Annotated in this window: 21 protein-coding genes and 1 riboswitch; of the genes, 14 read left to right on the forward strand and 7 right to left on the reverse strand. The window is 44.3% G+C overall.

Annotated features, from left to right (window positions below; all coding sequences use genetic code 11):
- Positions 1–8: 8 nt before the first annotated feature.
- Entirely contained in the window at positions 9–629 is a 621-nt protein-coding gene (locus tag PSI23_RS12085) for a TIGR04211 family SH3 domain-containing protein (protein ID WP_273555329.1), read from the reverse strand.
- 336 nt (positions 630–965) lie between these two features.
- On the opposite strand from PSI23_RS12085, the gene PSI23_RS12090 reads away from it, so the two are divergent.
- From PSI23_RS12090 to PSI23_RS12105, 4 genes are all read left to right on the forward strand, one after another.
- Positions 966–1973: a CYTH domain-containing protein gene (locus tag PSI23_RS12090; RefSeq protein ID WP_273555330.1), complete on the forward strand. Its 1008-nt coding sequence runs from the start codon at positions 966–968 to the stop codon at positions 1971–1973.
- Between the two features lie 60 nt (positions 1974–2033).
- A complete protein-coding gene (glnE, locus tag PSI23_RS12095; RefSeq protein WP_273555331.1) occupies positions 2034–4889 on the forward strand; it encodes a bifunctional [glutamate--ammonia ligase]-adenylyl-L-tyrosine phosphorylase/[glutamate--ammonia-ligase] adenylyltransferase in 2856 nt (951 codons plus the stop codon).
- Positions 4890–5021: 132 nt separating this feature from the next.
- Positions 5022–6446 carry a bifunctional D-glycero-beta-D-manno-heptose-7-phosphate kinase/D-glycero-beta-D-manno-heptose 1-phosphate adenylyltransferase HldE gene (gene hldE / locus PSI23_RS12100; RefSeq protein WP_273555332.1) on the forward strand — a complete coding sequence of 475 codons (1425 nt, stop codon included), beginning with the start codon at positions 5022–5024 and terminating at the stop codon, positions 6444–6446.
- A gap of 176 nt (positions 6447–6622) precedes the next feature.
- On the forward strand, positions 6623–7423 hold the full coding sequence (locus PSI23_RS12105) for a M15 family metallopeptidase (protein ID WP_273555333.1): 801 nt from the start codon (positions 6623–6625) through the stop codon (positions 7421–7423).
- A 40-nt stretch (positions 7424–7463) separates the two neighbouring features.
- Here the strand turns inward: PSI23_RS12105 and ubiK are convergent, their stop codons facing one another.
- Complete coding sequence (gene ubiK / locus PSI23_RS12110) at positions 7464–7739, reverse strand: ubiquinone biosynthesis accessory factor UbiK (protein ID WP_273555334.1); 276 nt, start codon at positions 7737–7739, stop codon at positions 7464–7466.
- A gap of 189 nt (positions 7740–7928) precedes the next feature.
- Positions 7929–8140: riboswitch (FMN riboswitch) on the forward strand.
- A 118-nt stretch (positions 8141–8258) separates the two neighbouring features.
- Here ubiK and ribB point away from each other — a divergent pair.
- Together ribB and ygiD are read left to right on the forward strand one after the other, a co-directional pair.
- Entirely contained in the window at positions 8259–8912 is a 654-nt protein-coding gene (ribB, locus tag PSI23_RS12115; protein WP_273555335.1) for a 3,4-dihydroxy-2-butanone-4-phosphate synthase, read from the forward strand.
- A gap of 407 nt (positions 8913–9319) precedes the next feature.
- The gene (gene ygiD / locus PSI23_RS12120) at positions 9320–10096 is read left to right on the forward strand and encodes a 4,5-DOPA-extradiol-dioxygenase (protein WP_273555336.1); all 777 of its coding nucleotides are present in this window, start codon (positions 9320–9322) and stop codon (positions 10094–10096) included.
- Positions 10097–10101: 5 nt separating this feature from the next.
- On the opposite strand, the gene PSI23_RS12125 is transcribed toward ygiD, so the two are convergent.
- The 3 genes from PSI23_RS12125 to tolC all read right to left on the reverse strand — a co-directional run bounded on the left by PSI23_RS12125 (position 10102) and on the right by tolC (position 13546).
- Entirely contained in the window at positions 10102–11262 is a 1161-nt protein-coding gene (locus PSI23_RS12125) for a glutathionylspermidine synthase family protein (protein ID WP_273555337.1), read from the reverse strand.
- 6 nt (positions 11263–11268) lie between these two features.
- A complete protein-coding gene (locus tag PSI23_RS12130; RefSeq protein WP_273555338.1) occupies positions 11269–11970 on the reverse strand; it encodes a DUF1190 family protein in 702 nt (233 codons plus the stop codon).
- A gap of 211 nt (positions 11971–12181) precedes the next feature.
- Positions 12182–13546: an outer membrane channel protein TolC gene (tolC, locus tag PSI23_RS12135; protein ID WP_273555339.1), complete on the reverse strand. Its 1365-nt coding sequence runs from the start codon at positions 13544–13546 to the stop codon at positions 12182–12184.
- A 218-nt stretch (positions 13547–13764) separates the two neighbouring features.
- Here tolC and nudF point away from each other — a divergent pair, with 218 nt between their 5' ends.
- The 8 genes from nudF (at position 13765) to folA (ending at position 23796) form a co-directional block, all read left to right on the forward strand.
- Complete coding sequence (gene nudF, locus PSI23_RS12140) at positions 13765–14406, forward strand: ADP-ribose diphosphatase (RefSeq protein ID WP_273555340.1); 642 nt, start codon at positions 13765–13767, stop codon at positions 14404–14406.
- 97 nt (positions 14407–14503) lie between these two features.
- A complete protein-coding gene (gene cpdA, locus PSI23_RS12145; RefSeq protein WP_273555341.1) occupies positions 14504–15358 on the forward strand; it encodes a 3',5'-cyclic-AMP phosphodiesterase in 855 nt (284 codons plus the stop codon).
- Positions 15358–15966, forward strand: a complete 609-nt coding sequence (gene yqiA / locus PSI23_RS12150; protein ID WP_273555342.1) for an esterase YqiA — start codon at positions 15358–15360, stop codon at positions 15964–15966. The genes cpdA and yqiA overlap by 1 nt, the downstream gene beginning before the upstream one ends.
- 73 nt (positions 15967–16039) lie before the next feature.
- Positions 16040–17935: a DNA topoisomerase IV subunit B gene (gene parE, locus PSI23_RS12155; RefSeq protein WP_273555343.1), complete on the forward strand. Its 1896-nt coding sequence runs from the start codon at positions 16040–16042 to the stop codon at positions 17933–17935.
- A gap of 116 nt (positions 17936–18051) precedes the next feature.
- Positions 18052–20304: a DNA topoisomerase IV subunit A gene (gene parC / locus PSI23_RS12160; protein WP_273555344.1), complete on the forward strand. Its 2253-nt coding sequence runs from the start codon at positions 18052–18054 to the stop codon at positions 20302–20304.
- 195 nt (positions 20305–20499) lie between these two features.
- Entirely contained in the window at positions 20500–21231 is a 732-nt protein-coding gene (locus tag PSI23_RS12165) for a 1-acylglycerol-3-phosphate O-acyltransferase (RefSeq protein WP_273555345.1), read from the forward strand.
- A gap of 322 nt (positions 21232–21553) precedes the next feature.
- Positions 21554–22975 carry a cell division protein FtsP gene (gene ftsP / locus PSI23_RS12170; RefSeq protein WP_273555346.1) on the forward strand — a complete coding sequence of 474 codons (1422 nt, stop codon included), beginning with the start codon at positions 21554–21556 and terminating at the stop codon, positions 22973–22975.
- A gap of 335 nt (positions 22976–23310) precedes the next feature.
- A complete protein-coding gene (folA, locus tag PSI23_RS12175; protein WP_273555347.1) occupies positions 23311–23796 on the forward strand; it encodes a type 3 dihydrofolate reductase in 486 nt (161 codons plus the stop codon).
- A gap of 86 nt (positions 23797–23882) precedes the next feature.
- On the opposite strand, the gene apaH is transcribed toward folA, so the two are convergent.
- Together apaH and apaG are read right to left on the reverse strand one after the other, a co-directional pair.
- The gene (apaH, locus tag PSI23_RS12180) at positions 23883–24704 is read right to left on the reverse strand and encodes a bis(5'-nucleosyl)-tetraphosphatase (symmetrical) ApaH (RefSeq protein WP_273555348.1); all 822 of its coding nucleotides are present in this window, start codon (positions 24702–24704) and stop codon (positions 23883–23885) included.
- Between the two features lie 2 nt (positions 24705–24706).
- The gene (gene apaG / locus PSI23_RS12185; RefSeq protein ID WP_273555349.1) at positions 24707–25084 is read right to left on the reverse strand and encodes a Co2+/Mg2+ efflux facilitator ApaG/CorD; all 378 of its coding nucleotides are present in this window, start codon (positions 25082–25084) and stop codon (positions 24707–24709) included.
- Between the last annotated feature and the right edge of the window lie 32 nt (positions 25085–25116).

Genomic DNA, 25116 nt, shown 5'->3' on the forward strand with positions numbered 1-25116 from the left:
TCCTTAAATCAGCTCATCCAACGATCTTTCTTTTTACGACGAGGGATAATATGTGGCAATACCAGCCCCAAAATCAGGCCAATCCCCGCAACACCGCCGCCATATGCAAACCATTGCAAGATAATTTCCCTTTGTTTTTTATCCAGTTGCACATTGGCAGCTTCTACCTTTTTCTCAGCTACGATCAATTTAGTCTGGATCTGGGTATTTTCTTTTTTCAGATCATTGATGGTCTTATCGCTGGTTGCCACTTTGTTTTGCAACTCGGCAGTGCGTTCATTCCATCTATCGTCAATTGTGGACAGTTTTTCGGTTAATGTTTTGATCTCTTGTTCCATGGAGGGGATACGTTCACGCAGGCTTGGAATGTTGCTGAGTTCACTTGCGAGTATCCAGCTTGTACGCCCTTTCTGGTCTTTCACTTGCAGGAAGCCATTATCCGATTTGAGGCTGATTAAGGTAACCTCTTCACCGGCATTCAGTGAGCCAATAATTCGGTTTTTAATGCTTGGGCCGCTACGAATGTAAGCTGATAGTTCATCGGAAACATAGCGTTTTTCTTCAGCGTGTGCGGATAATGGAAGAGTGAAACTCAATAACAGGATAAATAATCGATGTAGTTTTTGCATTCTATGTTCAACTGTTCTTTGTGTATGGACTAATCGAGTATGGACTAATCGTGATTCAAACTATCGTGATTCAAACTACTTAAGGGATAGTAAAGAGTTACGTTTGTGGGTGCAATCAGTAAACCAGAATAAGTGCTATATCAACAGCCTGAATACAGGCCTTGTTAGGTTTTTTTTGGCGAAGTGAATGTGATGTTTGTTGAGATAACACCCTATTGTGGTTTATTTTTCTCTTCTATGAGAATTTTTTCTTCTATGAAAAATTTTCTTCTGTGAAAGATAGTGTCAACAGGATTAAGAAAAAAATTCTGTGATATCAATTGAGGAATAAAAAATATGAGTTCTGTAGAAATAGAATTGAAACTGTCCGTGAAGCCTGATGCGATACCGGCAGTTCGCCAGCAGTTATTTCAGTTTCCTCATGATTACACTTCACCACAACATCTGACTAATATTTATTTTGAGACGGCAGAGAATCAATTACGGCGTTGGGATATGGGGCTGCGCATTCGTGGTTTTGATGGGTACTATGAGATGACCATCAAAACTGCGGGTAAAGTGCTTGGGGGATTGCACCAACGTCCTGAATTCAACGTTCCTTTGCCTCATCCTGAATTGGATCTGGCTCGATTTCCCAGCTATATCTGGCCTGAAAATACCGATCTCGCTCATCTACAGGCACAATTGAACAAATTATTCAGCACCGATTTTAACCGTGAAAAATGGCTTATCACTTACGGAGAAAGTGAAATTGAAGTGGTGCTGGATCAGGGAACCATTTTTTCTGAAAATAAAAATTCAGGAAGTCAGACTTCACCTATTTGTGAGTTTGAATTGGAACTGAAAAGCGGAAATGTCACTGATATTCTGTCATTAGCGAATAAACTGGCATCACAGAATGGCCTGCGTTTAACAAATAAAAGCAAGGCTGCACGGGGATATGCGCTTGTTCATGGTTCATCACATAAAAATGGCTTATCACATAAAACATTGCCAAGAGTGCCGGACGAGTTGGAATGGCAGCAGCCCTTGTCTGTGCTTCTGACTGAAATTCTGGCGCAATGGCAAGAGCAAGAAGAAGGGTGGCTAGCAGGTTTGCCAGAAGGAAAAATGGGATTGGTGCAGGTTTTACAGTGGGTGACGAAACTGACTGAAAGACAAACTGAACATTTGCCGATATTGGATTCATTAGCTAATTTCCTGCCGGAATTAAAGGTTGCTTTAAATATGTCCTCCGCAACTTGGTCTGAAAATCGTTCAGAAGCTGAAACTGTGTGTTATAGCGCTTCTTTGTTGCAATGTAAGCTGGCGTTAATGCAATGGTTGATGGCTCAGCACCGATAAGCCCTTTGCTATGTAAAATAGCTAAAAAAGACTAAAAAACAGCCAGTAAGGAAAACAGTTATGCTGCCACTTTCATTACCCTTAGCTCGACAATTACAGCATATCGCTGCAAATCTTCCGCCATTGGGGGAAACGATAACGTCCTTTTCACCTAATGAACAGGCTGTGCTGTCATTGAGTGATTTTGTGGCAGAAAACGTGTTATCACATCCGGTGTGGCTGGAGGATATTCACCAGAATCCCCCTCAATCAGAGGAATGGCAATATTATGCCCATTGGTTAGAACAAACGTTGCTGGCGGCAAATGATGAAAATGGTCTGATGCGGGGGTTACGTCTTTTCCGTCATCGGATGCTGGTCAGGATTGCATGGTCGCAGGCATTGCAAAGCAGTACGACAGAACAGACATTACAGCAATTAAGTATGTTGGCTGAAACTCTGATTATAGCCGCTCGTGATTGGCTTTACCTGCGTTGCTGTCAGGATTGGGGAACGCCTACGAATAGTGATGGTGTGGCACAGCCGCTGCTTATTTTGGGGATGGGGAAGTTGGGAGGCGGAGAACTCAATTTTTCCTCTGATATTGACCTCATTTTTGCCTATCCAGAAAATGGCGTAACGCAAGGCGGTCGTCGAGACATGGATAATTCTCAGTTCTTTACTCGATTGGGACAGAAGTTAATTAAGGCCCTGGATCAACAAACTGTAGACGGATTTGTTTATCGTGTAGATATGAGATTACGCCCATTTGGTGATAGTGGGCCTTTGGTTTTCAGTTTTCCGGCATTGGAAGATTATTATCAGGAACAAGGGCGTGACTGGGAACGTTATGCTTTGGTGAAAGCGCGTATTTTGGGGCATGGTGATCAGGCTTATGGTCAGGAACTGCGCCAAATGTTACGACCGTTTATTTTCCGTCGTTATATCGATTTCAGTGCGATTCAATCTTTGCGTAATATGAAAGGCATGATTGAACGGGAAGTTCGTCGTCGGGGATTAAAAGATAATATTAAATTGGGGGCGGGCGGGATCCGTGAAATTGAGTTTATCACTCAGGTGTTTCAGCTTATTCGTGGAGGAAGAGAACCGAGTCTGCAATCCCGTTCATTATTGTCAGCATTGAAAGCCATCGACGATTTGGCTTTATTGCCCACGGAACAGTTGAAACAACTGGAAGAAAGTTATCTGTTTTTACGTCGGCTTGAGAACTTGCTGCAATCTATTCGTGACCAACAAACGCAAACTTTACCGGATAATGAGCTGGATCGTGCTCGTCTCTCTTGGGGAATGAATTTTGCCGATTGGAATGAATTGATGGCAGAAACCGAACGCAAAATGAATGCAGTGCGGGCTATTTTCCGACAATTGATTGGCGATGAAATAGAGGAAAACAGTGAAGAGGCCAGCCATGTGCCGTTCAAAAGTTTATGGCAGGAATCCCTGAATACCGCCGAACTCATCGTATTAATTCCTCATCTTGATGATGTAAAAGCCCGGAAGATGCTTGATGTGATGGCGCTTTTCCGTAAAGACGTCAGTAAGCGCACCATTGGCCCAAGGGGAAGGGATGTGCTTGACCAATTGATGCCGCGTCTGTTGGAGAAAATTGGAGCCAGAGAAGATGCCGATATCGTTTTGGAGCGGATTATTTCCCTGTTGCTCAGCATTGTTAGCCGTACGACTTATCTGGAACTGATGCTGGAATCAGAGCAGGTCATGATCCATGTTATCCGGCTCTGTGCTGCTTCTCCAATGATAGCAAGTCAGCTTGCTCACCACCCGCTATTACTGGATGAACTGCTTGATCCCAAATCGCTGTATCAGCCGTTGCCGATGGAAGCTTATCGTGATGAGCTTTATCAATATCTGCTACGTATCCCTGAAGACGATGAAGAACAATTGCTGGAGGCTTTGCGTCAATTTAAGCAAGCACAATTATTGCGGATCGCAGCAGAAGACATTGCGGGTGTCTTGCCTGTAATGAAAGTGAGTGACCATCTGACTTATCTGGCAGAAGCGATTATTGAAGCTGTTGTAAAGCTGGCGTGGAATCAAATGATAAAACGCTATGGTGTTCCGGCGCATTTATCCCAGCGACAGGGATTAGGGTTTGCCATTCTTGGCTATGGCAAATTGGGTGGTTGGGAACTCGGTTATGGTTCTGATTTGGATCTGGTGTTCTTGCTGGATTGCCCCATGGATGTGATGACGGATGGTGCTCGTTCCATTGATGCCCGGCAATTTTATTTGCGTCTTGCCCAACGCATCATGCATTTGTTCAGTACCCGAACAGCGTCGGGGATACTGTATGACGTTGATGCCCGTCTGCGGCCATCTGGTGAGTCGGGAATGCTGGTCAGTACCCTTGAAGCCTTTGATGATTACCAAAAAAATGAAGCGTGGACTTGGGAGCATCAGGCGCTGATTCGTGCGCGTATGATTTTTGGTGATGAAAAAATGCGCAATTATTTTGAACGTATTCGCCGTGAAACATTGTGTCTTCCCCGCGATCCCGATCTTCTGCGTCAACAAGTGCGTGAGATGCGAGAGAAAATGTATCGACACTTGGGCAGCCATCAACAAGATCAATTTGATATCAAAGCTGATCCGGGTGGGATCACCGATATTGAGTTTATCGCTCAGTATCAGGTACTGCGTTATGCCCCGGAAAATGCCAAGTTGACCCGCTGGTCTGATAATGTACGAATTTTCGAGCTAATGGCGAACTATAACATTATGGGTGAGCAAGAAGCGATGGCGCTGACACAGGCTTATATCACCATGCGTGATGAACTGCATCATTTAGCTTTGCAAGCGTTATCCAGCCGAGTTTCGGCCGGACATTTCAGCCAGCAGCAAGCATTGGTACGTGATAGCTGGCAAAAATGGCTAGAAAATGATTTTAGTGCGGAGTGACAGGAATAGTAGTTACAGAAATAGCAGTTACAGAAATAGCTGAAATAGTCGCTTTTCCTGATCAAGTTTTCTGGCACTGAGTTTGATTATGGTAATATCCGCAACAGTTTATTCTGATATTTGGAGCATGGGATGAAAGTAACACTCCCTGATTTTCACCGCGCAAGTGTTTTGGTTGTTGGCGATGTCATGTTAGATCGCTACTGGTACGGCCCAACCAGCCGCATTTCACCGGAAGCACCGGTTCCAGTGGTTAAGGTAGAAACCATAGAAGAGCGTCCTGGCGGAGCGGCTAACGTAGCCATGAATATTGCTTCATTGGGTGCTAATTCAGGTTTGGTTGGCTTGACGGGCATTGATGACGCTGCGCGGGCATTGAGTGAGAAACTCAGCAGTGTGAAAGTCCGATGTGATTTTGTTTCTGTTCCAACTCATCCAACTATCACAAAACTGCGTGTCTTATCACGTAATCAGCAATTATTGCGTCTGGATTTTGAAGAAGGGTTCCAGAACGTGGATGCCCAGCCAATGCTGGAAAAAATTCAACAATCCTTGCCTCATATTGGTGCGTTAGTACTGTCAGATTATGCCAAGGGAGCATTGAGTCAGATTCAGGCCATGATTAAGCTAGCCAATGAAGCCAATGTTCCTGTGCTTATCGATCCAAAAGGCAGCGATTTTAGCCGCTATCGTGGTGCAACGCTGCTGACGCCGAATATGTCAGAGTTTGAAGCCGTTGTAGGGCATTGCAAGGATGATGATGATGTAGTGCAGAAAGGCACGAAACTGGTACAGGATTTGGAACTGAAAGCGCTGTTGATCACGCGTTCTGAGCGAGGAATGAGTTTGTTGCGGGTTGGACAACCCCCATTGCATCTGCCGACCCAAGCTCAGGAAGTGTTTGATGTCACTGGCGCAGGAGATACCGTGATTGGTGTATTGGCAACGGCTTTAGCTGCTGGCAAGCCGCTGAATGAAGCCTGTTACCTAGCTAATGCGGCAGCGGGTGTGGTTGTTGGCAAGCTGGGAACTTCTACGGTTTCACCTGTTGAGCTGGAAAATGCAGTGCGTGGGCGTGCAGAAACCGGATTTGGCGTAATGAGTGAAGCCAAATTGAAAGAAGCTGTTACACAGGCCCGTCAGCGTGGTGAACGTATCGTCATGACCAATGGTTGTTTTGACATTCTTCATGCAGGCCACGTTTCTTATCTGTCCAACGCACGCAAATTGGGTGATCGCCTGATCGTTGCTGTGAATAGTGACGCGTCAACCAAGCGCCTCAAAGGGGAAACGCGTCCAGTAAATCCGTTGGAACAGCGCATGACTGTGTTATCGGCTCTGGAATCTGTAGATTGGGTTGTAGCATTTGAAGAAGATACACCACAGCGCTTAATCGCAGGTATCTTGCCGGATATTTTGGTCAAAGGCGGCGATTATAAGCCAGAAGAGATTGCCGGTAGCGAAGAAGTTTGGGCTGCGGGTGGTGAAGTTAAGGTATTGAACTTCGAGGACGGTATTTCAACGACTAATATCATCAAGACTATTAAGCGCCAATAAAATAAATATCATGTGCCGTTATGCTTCTTTTGGAGCATGGCGGCAGATGCTTTCCTTCTTTTTTCTTTCAAGTTATCTGTCATTTTTTCTTTCGATAATAAATAAATGAATCATTTACTCTAAGCAAATAGTAATTATGATAATGTATTATCTAATTTATTATTTATGATGGATTTATGAAACTATTTAAAATTGCATTTTTATTTGTTTTTTTATTTCCTGATTATGCGTCAGCGAAAATATCTCCACTTACACAAGATGATTGTCAGAAAATGAAATTGTCTGACGTGATAACAAAAAGCAATCCAGTATCTTGTAATCGATTAAACGTGGTTAATTTCACATACATTGATTTCTCAGGAAATGAAAATCTCGGTGAGATCGTTGTTCTTGATATATTTTCACCACAAGTTGAAAATATTTTTCACGAATTATTATCAGCTCGATTCCCAATACATAAGGCCTTGGCAATCGAGCATTATCATGGGGATGATAATGCCTCCATGCGTGATAATAACACGTCAGCATTCAATGGAAGGAAAATAACAGGGGCTTCATCATGGTCAAAGCATGCGTATGGCGCAGCTATAGATATTAACCCGGTACAGAATCCATTTTTAGGTTTTAAGCATGGTGTTCCTTATGTTTTTCCTGAGGGTAGCGAAGAAAAATATTTGAATAGAATAGAAAAAAGGCCCGGAAAAATAGTTAGAGAAGGGATGGCGGAAAAAGTGCTTGATGTCTTTTTTTCGAATGGCTTTATGAGATGGGGAGGATATTGGGATACACCGATAGATTACCAGCATTTTGAGGTAGGAAGTGCCGAATTTATTGAGGAGTTATTGAAAAAACCATTATCCATAGCAAGGGAAGAATTTAAAAGTTATGGAGATAAATATAAGGCGTGCATGAAAAATTTAACGCAACATAATATGGATATTGTCAGGGCTATATGTGTAGAAAAAAATATAAAATAGGGAGGAGAACTGAGCTGAGGCCGCTATTCTCCTCGCATCATTATTCAGCCTGTTGATTTTTTTTGTCTGCTCCTTCGAGACGGGCTTCCAATTCATTCAAGCGTTGTTCCATTGCAGCCAATTTCTCACGGGTGCGTAGCAAGACCTGTGTCTGAATATCAAATTCTTCGCGGTTTACAAGATCCAACTTGCTCAATTGGGATTGCAGAACGGTACGCAATTTTTTTTCTACATCATCGCCAAATTCTTTGACGCCTTTTGGCATAACATTGTGGAATTGGCGCGCAATTTGTTCAATTTTCTTTGGATCGAGCATGATTATCATCCTTTTATGGTGTAACTGTACTTTATAGCTAACGATATCTTATAGCGTAACAGAGCGTTATAGCATAGAGGTGTTGGCAGTATTTTAATATTTCATGGCGAAAGCATAAATGATTGAGAGCCAGGTTTCATATTTGATTTTGTTGTTTGCTCCTGCCGATTATTAGCGCTATAGTGCAATTGTTTATCTCAGGGCAGGGTGAAACTCCCTACCGGCGGTAACATAAAATATCGACTGATCATTTTATGAAGCCCGCGAGCGCTCTGTTTGTCATTGTCTTTATTGTTTTTTTAGCTTATCTGAAAATGAAGCAATAAGGGTTAAAACAGGGGTCAGCAGATCCAGTGTGATTCTGGAGCCGACGGTGATAGTCCGGATGGGAGAGAATAACAGCATCAATCGAGTGCTTGCGCTCGCCTGTTGTTTTTGTTGCCGTATTTTTGTGCAACACAAACTCCTCAAAATTGCCCTGATTCTGGTAATCCATAAATTTAAAGAGGCTTTTTTACCATGAATCAGACGCTACTTTCTTCATATGGGACACCATTTGAACGTGTTGAACGTGCGCTTGCTGCTTTGCGTGCGGGTCAGGGCGTGATGGTACTAGATGACGAAAATCGTGAAAATGAAGGCGACATGATTTTCGCCGCTGAAACGATGACTGTAGAGCAAATGGCATTGACGATCCGCCATGGCAGTGGAATTGTTTGCCTTTGCCTGACCGAAGAACGCCGCCAACAGCTAGAACTGCCAATGATGGTGGAAAGCAATTCCAGCCAGTACCAAACCGCATTCACTGTTACGATTGAAGCCGCACACGGAGTGACAACGGGCGTGTCTGCGGTAGATCGCATCACGACGATCCAGGCCGCTATTACAGATAATGCACAACCAAACGATTTGAATCGTCCAGGACATGTTTTTCCCTTGCGTGCGCAACCGGGAGGGGTTTTAGCTCGTCGTGGTCATACCGAAGCGACCATTGATTTAGTTAAAATGGCGGGTTTCAAGCCAGCGGGAGTGTTGTGTGAATTGACGAATGACGATGGTTCAATGGCCCGAGCTCCTGAAGTAATTGAATTCGCAAAACAGCATGATATGCCGATAGTCACTATTGAAGATTTAGTGAATTACCGCTTAAAAATAGCAAAGAAAGCTAGCTAATAGGTGCTATCATTAATTTTTATTATGTTTTTTATTGAAATAATCCCTAAATAGTATGTTTTTTAAATTAGGGTAGAAAACAGATCAGAATAGAATATATCGGTTATACTCAACAGATTTTGAGTTGCTGTGCTGCAGCACAGTACTGCCGTGTAGCAGTATTAACGTATAGCAGTATTAACGTATAGCAATATAGCAGTACAGTAGCTTGAAAGATGGGGAGGCATACGCATGTACTTTGAGAGGCTACAGCCCACACCCTGTGGCCTTTCAGTATTTCTGAAACACGTCATAATTTTTGATTGATGCTATTCAAGGAAGAAGGGTCTTAATCTTGTCATAATTTTTTTATCATAGTCCAACAATACATTATTCGAAATGTTTACTTTGCTGTATAAGGGGCGAAAATGAGTCTCCTGAGAATGCCTGCTCTATTCATTGGCCATGGTAGTCCAATGAATGCCATTGAAGATAACTATTACTCACGTGCTTGGTTTGAATTAGGGGAAAAATTACCCAGACCAAGGGCGATTCTTGTGATTTCCGCGCATTGGTATATGAATGGCACTGCTGTGACAGCGATGGCACAGCCCAGAACTATTCACGATTTTGGTAACTTTCCCCGAGAGTTGCATGAAAAACAATATCCAGCTAAAGGTTTTCCTGAACTGGCTGTATTAGTACAGGATATTCTTGAGCCGATAGAGGTCGAGACTGATTTTGAAAAATGGGGATTGGATCATGGATCTTGGGGAATACTGGCAAAAATGTATCCTGACGCAGATATTCCCGTTGTTCAATTGAGCATGGATCGCAATCAACCTGCTTCTTTTTATTATGAAATAGGTAAAAAATTAGCTTTACTGCGGGATGAAGGCGTTTTAATTATGGGTAGTGGAAACGTCGTGCATAACCTGCCTGCCCAAGAATGGGGTGCTGAACCTTTTCCTTGGGCACTCTCTTTTGAGCAATTTGTGCGTGAAAGTTTAACGAGTCTGGAAGAACCTCATCCTCTGCTTAACGCTTTGGACAGAGAAGACGGTCTATTGTCTAATCCAACGCCAGAACACTTCCTGCCGTTGCTGTATGTGATGGGAACATGGGATAAAGAAGAGCCGATTTCAATGCCCATTGAGGGGATTGAAGACGGCTCCTTGAGTATGTTATCTATTCAGATTGGCTAATTGAATCAATCCAAAATAATATGCGGGTAGAAACGTGACAAATCCTGAGTAATCAACTCACGATCTTCACGGATACAGATACCCGCAGACTGATCATCTACCAACCAGCTACCGACCAGCGCATAGCTATCGTCAAATTTCGGCAACGCATCGAACTGCTGAACAATCATGCCTTCTTCCCCATAAGGGCCATCGGCATTAGCGATTTCACGACCATTTTCAATAATGCGAATATTAGCCCCTTCACGGGAAAACAGCGGCTTAATGACATAGCTATTCATGTCTGAAGGACGTTCATCCGCAAAATAAGCCGGCAGCAGGTTAGGATGATTTGGGAACATTTTCCACAGCATCGGCAACAGCGCTTTGTTGGAGATAATGCTTTTCCATGATGGCTCCAGCCAACGGACACCGGCATCAGCCAGCTTGGTGGAGAACATCTCACGCAGCATAAATTCCCATGGATACAGTTTAAACAGATTGCTGATCACTTGATCCTGCAAGTCGGTAAACTGACCTTTCTCACCCAGCCCGATATCCTCCATAAACAGGAATTCTGTTGGAACACCGGCTTCTGCGGCACAATCCTGCAAGTATTGAATTGTGCCACGATCTTCTTCAGTATCCTGACAGCAGGCCATGTGCAGCAGGCCAAATCCATGTTTTTCACGTAACTGAATAAACCGCTCAATCAACTTTTCTTGCAGGCTGTTGAACTGATCTGCATTTGACGGCAGGTTACCTGCATTGATCTGATCTTCCAGCCAAATCCACTGAAAGAAAGCAGATTCATACAGTGAGGTTGGGGTATCGGCGTTGTTTTCCAGCAACTTAGGCGGATTTTTGCCATCATAGGCCAAATCCAAGCGGGAATAGAGTGAAGGCTGGCTGGTTACCCATGAAGAGCGAACAAACTCCCAACAATGTTTTGGGATCTGGAACTTTGTCAGCAGCTCTTCGCTGTCGACCACTTTTTCCACGACCTGCAAACACATTTGGTGCAGTTCTGTCGTTGCATCTTCAATTTCTTCAATCTGGTTCAGAGTGAACTGGTAATAAGCCTCTTCACTCCAGTAAGGCTGGTCGTACATAGTATGAAAATTAAAACCGTACTCTGCTGCCTTTTCGCGCCAATCCGGGCGCTCGGTAATACCAATGCGTTTCATCGTTAATTAACCACCCATCGAACGGGAAGAATTGGAACTTGAGCTGGCAGACGAACGCTGCATGGCTGATTGCTTCGCCACCGACTCACCGAACCCGCCACGGGTAATCGTGGTTGTGGTTGCGGGTTTTGGTGTCATTGCCGTTTTTGGCACTGTCATGCTGCGGCCACCAGCGGTGGCAGAGCCATAGCTTTTACCTGTCGCATCAACAAACTTGCCATTAGCTGGGCTGGAGGCCGATTTTGATGTGAACAGCGGTTGTGATGGTGCAGAGCTGCCGCCCATTAAGCGTCCCATCATATAACCCGCCATCAACGGCATCCAGAAACTGCCGCTGCTGTTTTCAGCCTGAGCCTGAGGTTGACCAACTCCGGCCTGAGCAGGGGCTTGAGTACATTGTTGTTCACCGAATTCAGCAACACATTCTGCGCGAGAAGCATATTTCGGTGCGGTTTTTTCCGCTTCTTTCAGGGCGTTGTTGTAGGCAGTCTTGCATTGTTCACTTTTAGAAGGATTCGCCTGAGAACACTCATCGGCATTGGTATAGAGTGACACCGTTTCATCGTTCTGTTCACAAGCTGATAGCATGAAAACAGCACTGACAGCGAGCGCTACTGGTGCCAGGCGATAGCTTCGCCATGTTTTGCGGAAAGAATCGCGGTTTATCTCTTTTGTCCGTTTCCTGGGCGTTAAAGAAATAATTGTCATAGGGAGCATCCATCTTGAAGGTATCTGATTAAGATTAAGAGCGTATCCCATTTATGGTGCCCAATGGGATTGGCTCTCAGGGCTATGTATAAAAGGCTATGCATAAAGGGCTATGCTTAAAAAACAGCCCACACAATCGGTGGGCTGCTTTCTTTATTAGTATAGCGTTTTTAATATAACGTTTTTCGATCAAGAACGATAGTACGTTAAATCAACGAATTGATGGCGTTTTCATCTCTTTAATAATGCTGCTGGCAGCGGTTGAGATTTGCACGCCCAACAGCTTGTTCAATGCTATCAAATCATTTTCATTTAAAATGCCACGGGCTTGCTGGATCTGTAATTGGGAAAGCAGATAATCGTAACGTGCCTTGGACAGATTTTGTTTGGCTTGATACAGCTTTGTTGTCGCGTCCAGTACATCCACGATAGTACGAGTTCCCACTTGATAACCCGCTTCCATTGAGTCTAATGAACCTTGTGCAGAGAGTACAGCCTGTTTGTTGGCATCAACACTACTGATGGCAGCAGAAATATTATTGGAGGAGGAATGCACTTCCTGTATCACTTTGCGATAGGTGTTTTCTAATTCCTGACTGGTGCTGACGAAATTATATTTTGCCTGTTCTACCTGAGAATAGGTGGCACCGCCATTAAACAGAGGTAAGTTTAAGGATAACTCAACTCTATTATTTCCGTCGTATCTATCTTCTTGCTGATTGCCGCGGCTATGGCTATTCGTTATTCCTGTGCTGGCGGTTAACTTCACAGTTGGCATATAGCCAGTTTGGGCATTTTTAATTTGTTCACGGCTTAAATCTTGCCTTAAGCGAGCTGACAACAGGCTCAGATTACGGTTTTCTGCCTCTTTCAGTACCTTATCAGCGGACTCCGGTTGATTAGTTTTAAATTGGTCAATATTCAATGAGGCCAATTGAGGATAGTAAATACCCGTAATCAGGCGCAGTTTCTCCAACGCATTGTCCAGATTGTTACGGTTGGAAACTTCCTGTGCCAGAATTGAATCGTATTGAGCGCGGGCATTCTGCACGTCGGTAACGGCAACCAAGCCAACATTAAAGCGTTGGGTCGTTTGATCCAATTGGCGATACAGTGAGGCTTTCTGGGCTTCGGTAAATGTTAGGGTATCGATTGTATTCAGAACATCAAAATAAGCTTGAGCGGTGTCCAGAATTAATTTTTGTTGGGCTGCCTGAAAACTAATATCTGCAATACCTGCACTTTTCTCAGATTGGTTCAGTTGGTTCCATTTCGCCATATCAAAGATAGTCTGGGACAAGCTTAGGCTTGCACCTGTGCCATGAGATTCTGAATTTCTGCTGTCACGAAAGCCTTTGCCATAATTGGCGTTAGCACTCAGACCCAACTGAGGCAGTAAACTACTGCGCGTTACATTAATATTTTCAACAACCGAATTGCGGTCAGCTTGTGCCTTAAGCAATTCGGGGTTTGTTTCTTTCGCCTGCTGATAAATCTGTAGCAGATCCGCTGCGTGGCTTGAAGTACTAAAACCTACCAGATTCATAGCGATAAAAAGAGAGAGCAATTTTTTCATTTGCGTTCCTTGTTGTGCAGCTATTTTACTTAAGTTGCCTCTGCATAAAAACCAATACCACAGATTCTAGCAGAGAATGCCAGCAGGGTAGGGTGGCTGTTTGTGCCATATTGCCTCATTTTTCGGCTTGTTTGTATTATCAAAAGGAATTTATTTAGATCAATGTAGAAAAATACATTTTAATAATAGGAAATTTTAAAAAATAATCAGGAGATTTTATGAGTAAAGATCTTGCCTCGCCATATACTTTTACTAAACAAGATGTTGAAGTTATTTCCCAAAAAACGCTTTATCGCGGTTTTTTCAAAATGACTGAATATCAATTCAGGCATCGCCTATTTCGGGGAGGCTGGAGTGAAACTATTAAACGTGAGGTATTTGAACGCGGTCATGCCGGTGTTTTGCTGCCTTATGATCCAGTACGTGATGAAGTTGTTTTGATTGAACAAATCCGCATTCCGGCGATTGAAACCAGTCATACGCCGTGGTTGCTGGAAGTGATTGCCGGCATGATCGAAGAGGGAGAAGATGCTGAACAGGTCGTCCGTCGCGAGGCAGTGGAAGAGGCGGGTATTGAGGTTAAGCGTTGTCAGTTTGCATTGAGTTATCTTTCCAGCCCCGGTGGCACAACAGAACGCATGAATATTTTTGTCGGTGAAATCGATTCCTCTACTGCGTCAGGGGTTCATGGTCTGGAAGGTGAACATGAAGATATTCGTGTTCTGGTTGTCAGCCGCGAACAAGCCTATCAGTGGGTGGAAGAAGGTATTATCGATAATGCGGCTTCGGTTATTGCAATACAATGGCTGGCATTGCACCATGAAAAAATTAAGAAAGCGTGGTTGGGATATCATTCCTAATTTGCGTTGGAAAACGGGAAGTGTGCCCCAGTCAGCAGATCTTTTGCATAAATATACGCTAAAATAATTCTCATGATCGACAGGAAAAGGAAACCTTTTGGAAAGCCTGCTTGAAGTACCTGTGGCAGAAGGCGCCACAGCCAGAATACTGCAAATCACCGATACACACCTTTTTGCCAATAAAGGCGATTCACTGCTGGGAATCAATACCTATTGCAGTTATCAGGCTGTATTGGACATGATCCTGAAGCAAAATCTCGATATTGATTTGATCGTTGCGACAGGTGATTTGGTACAGGATCAGACCATCAATGCCTATCAGCATTTTGCGGAGGGAATTGCCCGTTTATCTGCACCTTGTGTTTGGTTGCCGGGCAACCACGATTATCAGCCAGCAATGGTTGATACGTTGGCAGCCGCAGGGATCTCACCTTCCAAGCAGATATTCATTGGGCAGCATTGGCAGGTAATTATGCTGGACAGTCAGGTACAGGGCGTTCCTCATGGAGAATTGACGGATTATCAGCTTGAATGGATGAAAAAATGTTTGGATGAGCACAGCGAGCGCCATACGATTGTTATGCTTCATCACCATCCTGTGCCATCTGGATGCACATGGCTGGATCAGCACAGTTTGCGTAATTCTTCCGAATTATCAGAATGTTTGAAAGACAGAACGCAGGTGAAAGCCATACTGTGTGGGCACATTCATCAAGAAGTTGATGAAATGTGGAACGGCATTCGTGTTATGGCAACACCATCAACCTGTGTGCAATTTAAGCCACATTGTACTAATTTTATGCTTGATACAGTGGCCCCGGGATGGCGTTATCTCGAACTGTCTGTGATTGGCAATTCTGTGACAGGTAATAAAGAAGCGAAACTGCAAACACAGGTTCACAGGCTGAAGAGTAACGAATTTTGCCCGGATTTAGATTCGGACGGGTATTAATGTCGACGTTACTTTATTTACATGGTTTCAATAGCTCACCTCAATCAGCGAAAGCGAATGAGCTGAAAACTTGGCTGCACCAGCAGCATCCTGAAATTGACATGCTGGTGCCGCAATTACCTCCTTATCCTGAAGATGCGGCCATCTTATTGGAAGAACTGGTAATGGAACGCGCCGGTGAAAATATCGGTCTGGTGGGTTCTTCTTTAGGTGGCTATCTGGCTATCTGGCTTTCCCAGTGCTTTGGTTTACCCGCCGTGGTCGTCAATCCTGCGGTACGTCCATTCGACTTGCTTCAGAATTATCTTGGGGAAAACGTGAATCCCTATACCGAAGAGCGGTATACTCTCGAACAAAGCCACATATATGATCTCAAAGTAATGCACATTGAACCGCTGGAATCGCCTGATCTTATCTGGCTATTGCAGCAAACAGGGGATGAAGTGCTCGATTACCGACAAGCCGTTGCTTACCTGATGCAGTGCCGGCAGACGGTTGAATCCGGTGGGAATCATGCTTTTATTGGCTTCGAATACTATTTCCCTCAAATTATCGACTTCTTGGGGCTAACCAGTGGCAATAGTAAAAAAATTGCCAAAAATAAGTAAGCGACTGGTATTATCAACAGTATATCAATACTGATTGGCCCTCTATTAACGAAGCAACCGACAGAATTACAACATGACTCAATCTAGTTACAACGCAGAGGCCATTGAAGTCCTCAGTGGCCTGGAGCCAGTTCGTCGTCGTCCCGGAATGTATACTGATACAGCCCGCCCGAACCATCTGGCACAGGAAGTGATCGATAACAGTGTAGACGAAGCTCTGGCTGGTCACGCGAAGCATATTGAAGTAATCCTTCACAGCGATCAGTCTCTGGAAGTGATAGATGATGGCCGTGGTATGCCGGTTGATATCCATCCTGAAGAAAAAGTTTCTGCTGTTGAATTGATTCTGACCCGCCTACATGCGGGAGGAAAATTCTCCAATAAAAATTACCAATTTTCTGGTGGCTTGCATGGGGTTGGGATCTCGGTGGTTAACGCCCTGTCCAAGCGTGTGGAAGTGACTGTTCGTCGTAACAGTCAGGTTCACCAGATCGCCTTTGAGAATGGCGAAAAAGTGCAGGAATTGGAAGTTATCGGCAGCTGCGGTAAACGCAACACCGGAACAAGTGTCCACTTCTGGCCGGATGAAAGCTATTTCGATGCTCCCCGTTTCTCTATCACTCGTTTGACCCATTTGCTGAAAGCTAAAGCAGTACTGTGTCCGGGAGTTGAAATTGTCTTTAAGGACAAACTGAACAATACCGAGCAGAAATGGTGTTATGCCGACGGGCTGACTGATTATCTGCTGGAAGCCGTCAATGGGTTGGTAACTCTGCCAAAAGCACCATTTGTCGGCACATTCAGCGGGGATACTGAAGCAGTTGATTGGGCATTGTTATGGCTGCCTGAAGGTGGAGAATTATTGGCTGAAAGTTACGTTAACCTGATCCCGACAGTACAGGGAGGAACTCATGTTAACGGCTTGCGTCAAGGCTTGCTGGATGCCATGCGTGAATTCTGTGAATTCCGCAACATATTGCCGCGTGGAGTAAAACTCTCCGCCGATGATATCTGGGATCGCTGTGCTTATGTGCTGTCCCTCAAAATGCAAGATCCGCAATTTGCCGGCCAAACCAAAGAACGCCTCTCTTCTCGCCAGTCTGCGGCTTTCGTTTCCGGTGTGGTGAAAGATGCATTCAGCCTGTGGTTAAACCAGCACATTCAAGATGCGGAGCAACTCGCAGAAATGGCGATTGCCAGTGCGCAGCGTAGAATGCGTGCGGCGAAGAAAGTCGTACGCAAAAAGCTGACTAATGGCCCAGCCTTGCCGGGTAAATTGGCAGACTGTACTGCGCAAGATCTCAATATTACTGAACTGTTTTTGGTGGAAGGGGATTCTGCGGGTGGTTCTGCGAAGCAAGCCCGTGATCGTGAATTTCAGGCGATTATGCCACTGCGCGGAAAAATCCTGAACACATGGGAAGTCTCTTCAGATGAAGTACTGGCTTCGCAGGAAGTCCATGATATCTCTGTGGCGATTGGCATCGATCCGGATAGCGACGATCTGAGCCAGCTTCGCTACGGTAAAATCTGCATACTGGCGGATGCGGACTCCGATGGGTTGCATATTGCAACATTGCTGTGCGCCTTGTTTGTCCGTCACTTCCCGACATTGGTGAAACGCGGGCATGTCTACATGGCAATGCCACCGCTGTATCGTATCGACCTCGGCAAAGAAGTGCATTATGCGCTGGATGAAGGGGAAAAAAGCGCCATACTGGATCGTTTGAGCCGCAAGAGGGGTAAACCGAACGTTCAGCGCTTTAAAGGATTGGGTGAAATGAACCCAATTCAGCTGCGCGAAACCACATTAGACCCCAACACTCGCCGTCTGGTGCAATTGACTATCGATGATGAAAATTATCAAGAAACCCTCTCAGTCATGGATATGCTTTTGGCGAAGAAACGTTCAGAAGATCGCCGTAATTGGCTGCAAGAGAAGGGTGATTCCATCGATATTGAAGTTTAGCGCATAACTTTAGTGCATAAGTGAGTGCATAAGTGATTGGTGCATAAAGGATTAGTGCATAAATAAAGAGAAATATCGCGCACGGTAGTCAATACAGATTCTGAGGAAATTAATACATGAGTGAGATAACTCACGATGGTGTGGAGCGTCAGCCGCTGCACACGTTCACTGAAAACGCCTATTTGAATTACTCCATGTACGTCATCATGGACAGGGCGTTGCCTTTTATCGGTGATGGCTTAAAGCCAGTTCAGCGTCGTATTGTCTATGCGATGTCAGAATTGGGGCTGAGCAGTAGCGCCAAATTTAAAAAATCTGCCCGTACTGTCGGTGACGTTCTCGGTAAATACCATCCGCATGGAGATGGGGCCTGTTATGAAGCCATGGTTTTGATGGCACAGCCTTTCTCATACCGTTATCCGTTGGTGGATGGACAAGGAAACTGGGGAGCACCGGATGATCCCAAATCCTTTGCGGCGATGCGTTATACCGAATCTCGTTTATCCAAATACGCCGAATTGTTGTTGAGTGAATTGGGACAAGGAACTGTAAATTGGGTGCCAAACTTTGATGGCACATTGCAGGAGCCTAAAATGCTGCCTGCACGCCTTCCCAATATCTTGTTAAATGGTACTACCGGTATTGCCGTTGGTATGGCAACTGATATCCCGCCACACAATGCCCGTGAAGTAGCAAATGCCCTGATTGCCATGTTGGATAAGCCTGATCTATCGCTTGATGAAGCAATGGAATACGTCAAAGGGCCGGACTATCCAACAGAAGCTGAGATCATCACGTCAAAAGAAGATATCCGCAAGATCTACAAAAATGGTCGTGGTTCGGTGCGGATGCGGGCAATTTGGTCGAAAGAAGAAGGTAACGTCGTTATTACGGCTCTGCCCCATCAAGTATCCGGCGCGAAGATACTGGAGCAAATCGCCAGCCAAATGCGGGCAAAGAAATTGCCGATGGTGGATGATCTGCGTGACGAATCTGATCACGAAAATCCAACTCGCTTGGTCATTGTTCCACGTACTAATCGCGTGGATATCGAACAAGTTATGAACCATTTGTTTGCAACCACTGATCTGGAAAAGAGCTATCGCGTTAACCTCAACATGATTGGTTTGGATAACCGTCCTTCGGTTAAAGGCTTGGTTGAGATCCTCAGTGAATGGTTGATTTTCCGTCGCGAAACGGTGCGTAATCGCTTGAATTATCGTTTGGAAAAAGTCCTGAAACGGCTGCATATTCTGGAAGGTTTGCTGGCGGCATATCTGAACATTGATGAAGTCATCCATATTATTCGCAATGAAGATGAGCCGAAGCCAGTATTGATACAGCGTTTTGGATTAACCGAAACGCAGGCAGAAGCCATTCTTGAACTGAAATTGCGTCACTTGGCGAAACTGGAAGAAGTCAAAATCCGTGGCGAGCAGGGTGAGTTGGCGAAAGAACGTGACAAACTTCAGGCGATCTTGGGTTCTGAGCGTAAGTTAAGTACGTTACTGAAAAAAGAGATTATTGCCGATGCCGCAAGCTACGGTGATGACCGCCGCTCTCCATTGAAAGAGCGCACAGAAGCGAAAGCCATGAGTGATCATGACATCCTGCCATCTGAGCCGATTACAGTCATCATGTCAGAAATGGGCTGGGTACGTAGTGCGAAAGGGCATGAGATTGATCCGGCGGGTTTGAATTACAAATCTGGTGACAGTTTCCGCAGTGCGGCACGTGGCAAGAGCAACCAGCCTGTGGTCTTTATTGATACCACTGGACGCAGCTACTCCATTGATTCGTTGGATTTACCATCAGCCAGAGGGCAGGGAGAACCTTTGACGGGTAAACTCGCATTGCCTGCCGGGGCATCGGTTGAGCACCTTCTGATGGCGAAAGAAGAGCAGAAATTCTTGATGGCATCAGATGCAGGATATGGTTTTATCTGTACTTTCAATGACTTGATTGCAAAAAACCGTGCAGGCAAGGCAATGATTACTTTGCCTGAAAATGCCAAAGTAATGCAGCCACTGGAGATTAGCAACGAACAGGATGATATGTTACTGGCGATTACCAAAGCCGGTCGTATGTTGATGTTCCCAGTAGCTGATCTGCCACAGCTTTCGAAAGGAAAAGGTAATAAGATTGTTTCCATTCCTGCCGCACAGGCCGTATCAGGCGAAGATATGTTGAGTTGGTTGTTGGTATTGCCTTCACAATCTTCAATCACGCTTTACTTTGGCAAGCGCAAATTATTGCTTCGCCCTGAGGATTTACAGAAATTCAGGGCTGAAAGAGGGCGCAAGGGAACTTCTTTACCTCGTGGTTTGCAGCGTGTTGATCGCGTTGAAGTGGAGATGCCCAAACAGTAATGTTATATAATAATGGTATATATTTCATATAGTTATTTTCTAATATAATTATCGTTATTATTTTATATTAGCTATATATACCCAACAGATTTCAATTTGTGGCACAACCAATTAAGCTGCAAATTGCAGGATGGAAGGTATCAATCATAATCTCAGGCCAGTGTAATACACTGGCCTGCTTAGTAAGGGGCAGCTATGCTGGCAATCATTCGTGGAATAATTGTTATTCTGTTTACGATACTGATCTGTATTTTTGGTTGTATCTACTGTTTATTCAGTCCGCGTAATCCACGTCATGTCATGACTTTTGGTCATGCGTTTGGCAAGTTGCATAAAGTGTTTGGCATTAAGTTGCTGGAACGTATTCCAGCGGAAGCTCAGGAATATGGGCCTAGCATTTATATCGGTAATCACCAAAACAATTACGACATGATTACTATGTCGAATGCGGTGCAGCCACGTACAGTCACCGTAGGTAAAAAAAGCCTGGTCTTTATTCCCTTTTTTGGTCAGATTTATTGGTTGACAGGTAATATTCTGATCGACAGGAACAACCGAACAAAAGCACATGGCACAATTTCGCAGGTTGTCGATCAGATCAAAAAAAATCAGGTTTCAGTCTGGATGTTTCCAGAAGGAACACGCAGTCGTGGCCGTGGTTTGCTGCCCTTTAAAACAGGCGCCTTTCATGCAGCCATTGCAGCAGGGGTACCTATCGTGCCAGTCTGTGTTTCTTCCACACACAATAAAATAAAGCTCAATCGTTGGAATAATGGCGCTGTTATTGTTGAAATGTTGCCTCCGATTGATACCAAGAAATATACCAAAGAACAGGTTCGTGAACTGGCAGAACACTGTCGACAAATGATGCAAACTAAAATTGAAGAACTGGATAAAGAAGTCGAGGAGCTTAATAAGCGGGGATAATTTAATGACAGTAAACTGTCCGGAATTATCAAATATGATCTCCTGCATTTTGGTCGGATTATCGCCACAAATTTAAGATAGTTTTAGAATTTCTCTCCTATTCGCGATATGATTGCGTTTAATAAATTAACGTTTTTATTAAACGCAATCGATAGAATAATAACTCCTGATAGCCACAATATCGGGGTATTCATCCCAGTAATTATTTGAATTGTACGCCTAAGAGTTTCAAGCCGCAGCTTGGAAGAAAAAGGCTGGAGATTGCTATTCTCGTTGTGCAAATTATTTCTGTTGTAGAGACCATTTCTTCTGTGGAGAAAGTATGTCACTGAGTCGGCGCCAATTTATTCAGGCTTCAGGTGTGGCAATGTGTTTAGGTGCGCTTCCTTTTGTGATTAGAGTCAAGAAAAATCAACAAACACAATTGCCGATCCCTCCCTTACTGGAATCCCGAATAGGACAACCACTGTTTTTAACTATACAAAAAGCCAACTGGGCGTTTAATGGTCGTAAGAATGCTAACATTTGGGGCATTAACGGACATTATTTAGGGCCAACCATTCGGGTTCGCCGAGGGGATTATGTCAAACTAATATATAGCAATCGGCTATCTGAACCGATTTCAATGACAGTAGGGGGATTATTGGTACCCGGAACCTTGATAGGGGGTTCGTCCCGTTTGATAAAACCGAAGGAAAGTTGGTCGCCGGTTATCCAGATAAACCAGCCTGCAACTACCTGTTGGTATCATGCCAATACCCCAAATCGCATGGCACGGCATGTTTATGCCGGTCTTGCGGGTATGTGGCTGGTGGAAGACGAAAGCAGCCGTAGCCTGCCGTTGCCCAAACATTATGGTGTCGATGATTTTCCTGTTATTTTGCAAGATAAGCGGTTTGATAATTTTGGTGTTCCACAATACAACCCAACGGATAATCAAGGCTTTCTTGGTGATATCTTGGTTGTTAATGGTGTCGAAAATCCTTTTGTGGAAGTTGCCAGAGGTTGGGTCAGGCTGCGTTTGCTGAATGCTTCTAATGCTCGGCGATATGAATTGCAACTCAGCGATGGACGCCCGTTCTACATGATTGGTACTGATCAAGGATTGCTGCCTGCTCCCGTAGCGGTACAGTTATTGTCACTTGCTCCGGGAGAGCGTCGTGAGGTCCTGATTGATATGTCGAAAGGGGAAAGTGTTACCATTACTGCGGGGGAATCGGCAGGTGTAATGGATCGTTTGAAAGGTTTGTTGGAATATTCAACTAAACTCTTGTCAACCACGGTATTAACACTGAAAGCCAGCGGGCTGCTTCCTTTGGTGACAGATCAATTACTGACTCAGCTTGTAGCTGATAATCCATATATTAACTCCTCCATTCGAAGTCGTCAGATTGACTTGGGAGATTATTCACCAGAGAGCAATAGTTCACTAACGAATAAGCATCGAATCAATATCACGAGCCAGCAAGGAGCATGGGAGCGTTGGATAGTCACAACGTCAATACCTCAGCCTTTGCATATTGAAGGGGTAAGATTTAAGGTCATCAATCTGAATGGCAAACGTCCAGAGCCACAGGATTATGGCTGGAAAGATACTGTTTGGATTGATAGCCGGGCAGAATTGCTGGTTAATATGATGCAGCCGTCTTATGAGAATTTTCCTTTTATGTATTACAGCCAGATATTGGAGATGGCTGATAGTGGCGTTGCCGGGAAGTTGATTGTTAATCCTCCGGATTTATAAGTGGAACGCTGTTACCGTCTTCATTGAATTTTGCCACTGTTTTAACTCATGGCAGCTCATAGCAGAAAGAGAGTGAATTCAGAAATAAGAGCAAAGAGCAGTCTTGAACTCCTGTCAGATTACTCGCTTTTCAGATAGATATTCTGTGAAATTGAATAAGGGTGTTATTTTTGTGTCCATTTGTTAATTAATATTTTGTAAAACAATGGATTGTTTAACAATTAGTGTGCAAATTAACTATTTGTATGGAATAAACTACTAATCTTATCGACTGAAAGTAACCCTTTCCGTATAGTGTCCGAAATTTTCATACTACTTGGCTGTAAGGTGATTTAATGATTATCAGCTTGATTGCTGCGATGGCTATGGATCGAGTTATTGGTATGGAGAACGCCATGCCATGGACTTTGCCGGGTGATTTAGCCTGGTTCAAACACAAGACACTCGGAAAGCCGGTTGTGATGGGGCGAGTGACTTATGAGTCGATTGGCCGCCCTTTGCCGGGGCGCTTGAATATCGTGATCAGTAGTCAACCTGCAAGTGATGATCGGGTCACGTGGGTAAACTCTATCGAAGCTGCTTTGGCAGCCGCTGGTGATACCGAAGAAGTTATGGTGATGGGCGGAGGAAAAATTTATGAGCAGTTTATTCCTTTGGTCAACCGTATGTATCTGACCCATATTGATGCAGAAGTGATTGGCGACACACATTTTCCTGATTATGAACCTGATGAGTGGAATTCAGTTTTTACTGAATATCACGATGCAGATGAAAACAATTCACATAGCTATTGTTTTGAAATTCTAGAACGTCGAGAGTGAGCTAATTTTACGTGCGGAGTGCCTTAAGGCACTCCGGCGTCACAGTTCCTTCCGAGGTCACAGGTCAGGATTATAATCCGCTGGATTTATAATTTAGTGAGCAATGAATCCTGGCTGAAATATTGCTTATCTTCCCAACGAAGCATGGTTAATTTACCTCCCCAACAACACCCCGTATCCAGAGCGTAGATGCCAGCAGGTACACCTTGACCTTCCAGTGCGGCCCAGTGACCAAAGGCAATGGAATAATCTTCAGGAATACTGCGTGGTAATTCGAACCAAGGTTTCAATGGAGCAGGGGCATTTTCAGGTTTGGATTTGCAGATCATATCCAATTGACCATTTGGAAAACAATAACGCATCCGGGTCAAGGCATTGGTACTGTAACGCAACCGAGCAAGACCGCTTAACTCTGGAGTCCAATTATTTGGCATATCCCCATACATTGCATTGAGAAACAAGGGATAGCTGTCACTACGAAGAATGGCTTCCACTTCACGGGTACATATTTTGGCTGTTTCTAAATCCCACTGCGGGGTAAGCCCGGCATGTGTCATGATGAGTTTTAATTCGTCATCAATTTGCAACATTGGCTGTTTTCTTAACCAATTTATTAATTCATCAATATCCGGTGCCGTGAGTAATTCATCCAGCAAATCTTTCGGTTTATTGCGGCTGATTTTCGCGTAAACCGCCAACAGATGCAGATCGTGATTGCCCAATACCAATTTAACTGCGGAACCGAGTTGTTTGATATAACGCAGTACTGCCAATGAATCAGGACCACGGGCGACGAGATCACCTGTCAGCCATAAGGTGTCTTTATTGGGATTAAAATCAACTTGTTCTAATAAAGCGCGAAATTCACGATAACAACCGTGAATATCGCCAATAAGATAGGTAGCCATAATTAATTTATCAGTGTTGGAATAGCCAGACGGAACACAGGAATGGGAGCTTGAAACGGACGACCGTTGTGATCAATCATTTCATAGTAGCCTTCCATAGTACCCAAAGGAGTTTCCAAAATAGTGCCACTGCTATAGCGGTATTCTGCTCCCGGTGGGATCAAAGGTTGTTTTCCCACAACCCCTTCACCCTGAATTTCGATTCGGTGACCATCACTGTTGGTAATGCGCCAGTAACGGCTAATCAGTTGCACGGGAGAATGCCCAAGATTACGAATTAATACTGTATAAGCAAACACAAAACGTTGTTGTTCCGGCTGTGATTGACTTTCTACGTAAGTACTTTGTACTTGAATATGAATTCTTGGTTCATTGAGCATAAGTGCCTCCTGTTACTGTAATGTCTGTTTAT

Origin of the sequence: Xenorhabdus yunnanensis, assembly GCF_028598805.1 — a bacterium.
In the GTDB taxonomy this organism is placed as follows: Bacteria; Pseudomonadota; Gammaproteobacteria; order Enterobacterales; family Enterobacteriaceae; genus Xenorhabdus; species Xenorhabdus yunnanensis.